This window comes from Faecalibacterium sp. DFI.5.82 (assembly GCF_029076575.1).
GTDB lineage: Bacteria > Bacillota > Clostridia > Oscillospirales > Ruminococcaceae > Faecalibacterium > Faecalibacterium duncaniae.
The window spans coordinates 1-315 of record NZ_JARFIS010000421.1; the positions used below are offsets into that span (position 1 = coordinate 1).

Sequence of the window (315 nt, forward strand, 5' to 3'; positions counted from 1 at the left end):
CCCGTGTCTGCCGGAACGCGCTCTGTGCGCCCATCCGGTTCTACCAGCGCTTTATCAGCCCGGGGCTGGGCCGCAACTGCCGCTTTAACCCCACCTGCAGCCAGTATGGCATAGAAGCCATCCAGACCCATGGCTGCATCAAGGGCTTGCTGCTCACCGCCTGGCGCATCGCCCGGTGCAACCCGCTTGGCCGGTGGGGCTTTGACCCGGTGCCGCCCAAAGGCCGCTGGGTGAGCCCGGAGCGGAGACTGTCCCCGGCAACGCTGTTCCGGGGGCGGCACGGTTAAGCAGCGTGCTTATGATACACGGCTCCTT

General features: G+C 66.3%; 1 protein-coding gene. It reads left to right on the forward strand.

What is annotated here, in order from left to right; translation table 11 throughout:
- On the forward strand, window positions 1–287 hold a 287-nt coding region (gene yidD, locus P0G09_RS17255), incomplete at its 5' end, for a membrane protein insertion efficiency factor YidD (RefSeq protein WP_275253285.1).
- Window positions 288–315 lie beyond the last annotated feature (28 nt).